The 5414-nt window shown below is 39.3% G+C and carries 6 protein-coding genes; 2 read left to right on the plus strand and 4 right to left on the minus strand.

Features of this window, described 5'->3' with window-relative positions; translation table 11 throughout:
* The 3 genes from VNZ46_RS16700 to VNZ46_RS16710 form a co-directional block, all read right to left on the minus strand.
* Positions 1-230, minus strand: a 230-nt coding sequence (locus VNZ46_RS16700) for an SRPBCC family protein (protein ID WP_414693503.1), incomplete at its 3' end; no start/stop codon positions are given.
* Between the two features lies 1 nt (position 231).
* The gene (locus tag VNZ46_RS16705) at positions 232-552 is read right to left on the minus strand and encodes a metalloregulator ArsR/SmtB family transcription factor (protein ID WP_325561197.1); all 321 of its coding nucleotides are present in this window, start codon (positions 550-552) and stop codon (positions 232-234) included.
* 116 nt (positions 553-668) lie between these two features.
* Entirely contained in the window at positions 669-2330 is a 1662-nt protein-coding gene (locus VNZ46_RS16710) for a M1 family metallopeptidase (protein WP_325561198.1), read from the minus strand.
* Between the two features lie 401 nt (positions 2331-2731).
* Here VNZ46_RS16710 and VNZ46_RS16715 point away from each other — a divergent pair, with 401 nt between their 5' ends.
* Entirely contained in the window at positions 2732-4501 is a 1770-nt protein-coding gene (locus tag VNZ46_RS16715) for an ABC transporter ATP-binding protein (RefSeq protein ID WP_325561199.1), read from the plus strand.
* A 140-nt stretch (positions 4502-4641) separates the two neighbouring features.
* Positions 4642-4842 (plus strand): hypothetical protein, encoded by a 201-nt coding sequence (locus tag VNZ46_RS16720; RefSeq protein ID WP_325561200.1) that lies wholly within the window; start codon positions 4642-4644, stop codon positions 4840-4842.
* On the opposite strand, the gene VNZ46_RS16725 is transcribed toward VNZ46_RS16720, so the two are convergent.
* Positions 4839-5222 carry a winged helix-turn-helix transcriptional regulator gene (locus tag VNZ46_RS16725; protein WP_199076128.1) on the minus strand — a complete coding sequence of 128 codons (384 nt, stop codon included), beginning with the start codon at positions 5220-5222 and terminating at the stop codon, positions 4839-4841. The genes VNZ46_RS16720 and VNZ46_RS16725 overlap by 4 nt on opposite strands.
* Positions 5223-5414: the final 192 nt, after the last annotated feature.

A 5414-nucleotide genomic window follows, 5' to 3' on the forward strand; every position in this document is an offset into this window, starting at 1 on the left:
ATAACACCATTTGCCCGAAATACAACATTCCCCTTGTTATCACTGGTTTCAAACTGGTAACTTCCATGTTTTTTGTTTTCAAGTTTCAACACTTTCGTTCCCATCCATTGCTCAACGATATCTGACTCTTCATAAGCTTTAAACAGCAATTCCAGTGGCAAATCAAATTCCCTGGTAATCATCAAATCTTGTCTGCCTTCTTCAGCATTAATTTTTGTTTTTTTTTCCATGCTATTTGCTTTTATATTCTTTCATTATACTTTCTAATGTGTTAAATCTATCTTCCCACATTTGCCGGAATGGCTCAATAAAATCAGCAACCTCTCTCATTTTTTTTGCGTTGATGTGATAGTGAATCTCTCTGCCATTTTGTTCTTGTTTAAGCAATTCGCACTCCGTAAGTATTTGCAAATGCTTTGAGACTGTTGGCCTTGCGGTATCGAAATTTGCAGCTATTGCCCCCGCAGTTAAAGACTGCGAAGCAACCAGCAGAAGTATAGCCCTTCTTGTCGGATCTGCTATCGCCTGAAATACATCTCTTCTTAAATTCATTATGTAGCTATTTGACTACAAATATAAACGTAGTCATTTAACTACGCAAATTTTATTTTTAATTTCTTAGTTACTTTAAAATAGAATATAATTATATCCAATTAGAAATTGACCTGTTAAATTGACTTTAGAATTCCTAAATAGAAATTAGAAGTATCCACTTCTATGGCTTCAAGCGAAGCCCCATCAATATTTATAGGAGAGAATCTATCCAAAGGATAGATAAACTGATATTCTCCACCCGGTACCTTAACCCGAACAGGCATATTGAAACCTTGAGCTTCGGCAATCCAGCGACAAGCCAATTGACCACTCTTATTGGTAATTTCCAGAACCGGAAGACTTTTATAGTGTAAGTACTGATCAAATACCGGCACCAGATCTTTACCGGATTGAATGCTGACGTAGTCGACTACCTGACTATAAGTCACCGTTTGATGATAAAACTTCTTATTCAACCCTCTTAAAATACCACGCCATTTCTCGTCATCATTAATGATCGTTCTTAGCGAGTTGAGTAAGACTGCTCCCTTCGCATACACATCGCCAGATCCCATTTGATTCACATCATAGGGCCCAACAACAGGCCTGTCATTTGATACCCCGGCACGATTGGCTTGAATATAATCCAGAGCAGCCTTTTTCCCATGCATTTCCTCAATAAACAAAGACTCAGCATAATTCCCAAATGCTTCATGAATCCATAAATCAGCCAGATCCGTAGCCGTAATATTATTTCCAAACCACTCATGTGAACTTTCATGAACAATTACGAAATCCCATTTAACACCTCCCTTTACGCCTACCAATTCATTTTTTGGTCCATTTTTCATATACCCTCCATAACTAATCGCACTCTGGTGTTCCATGGCAGGATATGGTGTCTCCACCAATTTATACCCATCTTCATAAAAAGGGTATGGACCAAACCAATGTTCGTACGCTTTTAATAAAGGTTTTACATTCTTTCCAAAATCCAATTTAGCCCTATGCAGGTTATAAGGCAAAACCCAGTAATCCAGCGTAAGTCTCCCCTTTTCCCCATCATAACTATCGCCATAATGAGCATAGTTTCCAATATTTACTGCTACATTGTAATTATTAATTGTATTACCCACAAACCAATCAAACTTCTTATATCCATCTTTAAGCTCAGTAACCTTTCTTAAACGTCCATTAGATACTTCCTTTAATTCTTTAGGTACCCGCACACTAATAAGCATACTATCAGGTTCATCGGAAAGGTGATCTTTATTTGGCCACCAAATACTAGCGCCCTGACTTTCACATGCAGTAGCTACTAATGGATAGCCCAAAGAATCTTTAGCAAATACAACCCCACTTTCCATCGGTGCTTTTTTTGCAACCTTCGGATAACCAGAATAAAACACCGTAAATTCATCTTTGCTATCTTTATTAATCTTCTGTGGAAAAGAAACAAATACGGCATTAGCCTCACGGACATAGGTTAGCTCCCGACCATGATACATGATCTTATCAATATCCAAATTGGCAAACAGATCAAACTGCAATTTAATAAAATCCTGTGTGGCTGTAAATTGAAAAAGGTTACTACCTGTAATAAACCGCTTCTGAATATCAAATTTCACATCCAGATGGTAAAAATTAACATCATAACAACTTCTTATAGCGGTTAATCTTCCTTTTAAACTATCTGCTCTTGAAAATGTCTTTTTAGGAGCAAATAGCTGTGCTTTTGTAAGTATCGGAAAATGAGTAAAGAAAAGTAATAACACTAAATAAAAGATGTTTTTCATAAAAAAGGCGCTAAACTGGCATTAAGTAAATTACATGTTTTTATTCCAAAAAAAATAAAAAAAAATTGCACGTATTAAAAAAACTTTTCTACCTTTATACCCGAGAGCGTTAATTTAATGAAAAGGGGCCGAGTCGCTAGACTTCGGTCCTTTTTCTTTTTATACAACAGCTAAATCCCCGCATTTAATTACAAATACTTAATCTCCACTATAACGGGACTATACCTACTGCATATCGTGTGCACGCCATGTTCAAACCTCGGTCGCCAAAGCCCCCGGTATTTGCGAACAGAGTATGAGTTTTCTATGCATCTGGTCTCTATTTGCCCATACTTCATCTTCGACCACCTAAAGGGATTGATTTTTGTTATAAACTCAGCTACGCTATAATCCCCGGGACGATGAAAACACTTTGGAAATACCTGAAACCTCATAAAAAACTTATTTTCTTCTCTCTTCTCTTAGCCGGAGCAGCCCAACTGCTCAGCCTCATCGATCCTTTAATCTTTGGAAAAATTGTAGACAATTATGCCAGTAACCCTAATGGTCTTTCCGAAAAAGAACTTATTCAAAATGTAGTCTACTGGCTGGGTATTGCTGTCCTGATCGCCCTGCTTTCAAAATTTTTTAAATCTTGCCAGGAATTCCTCACCAGAAAAACCGTTGCACAATTCGGCATGCATATTTTCAACGATGGTCTTAAACAGACGCTTAGGCTCTCTTTTCAGGAGTTTGAGGAGAACAGAAGCGGCACCACATTATCCGTATTGCAAAAAGTAAAAACAGATGCCGAACGTTTTGTTAACTCCTTTATCAATGTACTTTTTTCCTCCCTGGTGGGCACAGGTTTTCTACTTTGGTACAGTATCAGTAAAAACTGGATGCTCATTCCAGTCTTCTTTATTGGTGTAGTGGTACTTGGTTCTCTTACAGGATTGTTATCCCGAAAAATCAAGACCGTTCAGCGTCAGATCAACCGGCAAACGGATGCACAAGCCGGTGTCATCACTGAAAGTCTGCGCAATATAGAATTGGTTAAAAGCCTCGGATTAACTTTTCCGGAAATCAGGCGTTTAAATGAACAGACCCTAAAAATATTCAAACTGGAGATGTTTAAGGCAAAGAAAGTAAGCCTGCTTTCTTTTTTACAGGGAGCTACCCTAAACATCCTCAAACAATCCATCTTATTTATCCTTCTTTGGCTCATTTTCCGGAAAGTACTTAGTACAGGAGAATTAATTGCCATGCAGTTTATTTCCATAGCTATTTTTGGGCCGCTACAAGACCTGGGAAATATGATTCTTCAATACAGGGAAGTAGATGCCTCGATCCGTAATTTCGACAAACTCATGAATAAACCTACAGAGCGGCGGCCAGAAAACCCAATAGCCATTGGTCCGCTGGAAAACCTGAGCTTTGAGGATGTCGTCTTCCGTCATAAAACAGCCGACTACAATGCCATAGACAACATCTCCTTTGCTGTTAAGACAGGACAAACTATTGCCTTTGTCGGGCCTTCAGGGTCAGGTAAATCGACCCTGGTTAAATTACTTGTTGGTTTGTATACACCAGTAGAAGGCAAGATTTTCTTTAATGATGTTTATTCTACAGACCTGCGTTACAACCCTTTAAGAAGACAAATTGGTTTTGTTACGCAGGACACTCAACTGTATGCAGGAAGCATTAAAGAAAACATGCTTTTTGTTAAACCTTCTGCAACTGATGAAGAAATCAGCGAAGCACTCCGGAAAGCTTCTGCTTCCGGATTAATCGCAAAAGCTTCACATGGCGTAAATACGATGCTTGGAGAAAATGGCATGAAACTTTCCGGAGGAGAGAAACAAAGAATCTCCATCGCCCGTGCTCTACTACGCCAGCCCAGGTTATTGATTTTTGACGAAGCTACGTCTGCACTGGATTCTCTAACAGAAGAAGACATTACCACCACCATTCGTGAGATTTCAGCAAGCCGCGAGCAAATGACCATTCTAATAGCACACCGGTTATCTACTGTCATGCATGCCGACATCATCTATGTGCTGGAAAAAGGAAAAATAGCAGAAACTGGCTCTCATGATGAACTTCTGGTTCAAAAGGGGCTATATTATGCCATGTGGCGACAACAAGTGGGAGAAAGAAGGTTCAACCCACTACCGGAAAAAGCAGAATAAATACCCTATTCATTAACGAACATAATGACTGTTCGAATACGAACAACTATAGTCCAAAAACCGCCTTTCTGTAGCAACAGATGAGTTTTTCTTTTTTTGGCACGACTATAGACTTAGGGGTGATAACAATTAGAAATCACATGAAAGCAATTTTATTCATCCCGGTCTTATTCATCACGCTCCACACGGCTGCACCTCAAAATTGTCAGGTGAAAAAGACCTGCACTTCAATTGCCGTTCCAGTCAAGCCAGCAGTTTCAAAAGGTAATTTATCAGGAGAAGGATGCATTCCAGGATGGATGCTCAATATGTTCCGTAACTTAGGCCCTCAACCTCATTAAAACTCTGAAATCACAACCTCAGCATCAGGATTAACCTTGCTCCTATGCATATTCCCCCAATCGGACATCGCTTTTAGCATAGGCTTCATACTCAACCCAAGTTCAGTGAGTTCATACTCTACCCGTGGCGGAACCACAGGATACACTGTCCTTTTCACAACCTGATCAGCCTCCAGTTCCCGCAACTGAGAAACCAGCATTCTTTCTGAGATCTGTTCTATAGAGTTTTTCAGATCACTATATCGCATAGTCTGATGAACTAACCGACAAAGTATCGCTGGCTTCCATCTACCCCCCAATACCGACAAAGAATAAGCCATGCCACAACTGTCGTTGATCTGTTTTTCATTAATAGCATTCGTAGAAGATTCCTTTCTCATTTCTTACCTTTTTGTTAGTACCTGACAATTTAATGCATACCTGCAAATGTAAGTATAAGCCTCTACTTTTGATCAGAATTAATACATAAACATTATGAACCGTTTAGAAAACAAAATAGCATTCATCACTGGCGGTGGCCGTGGAATGGGTGCAGCCATTAGCAAAAGACTCGCTGAAGAAGGTGCAACAGT

It is taken from the genome of Pedobacter sp. (genome assembly GCF_035566355.1).
Lineage (GTDB): Bacteria > Bacteroidota > Bacteroidia > Sphingobacteriales > Sphingobacteriaceae > Pedobacter.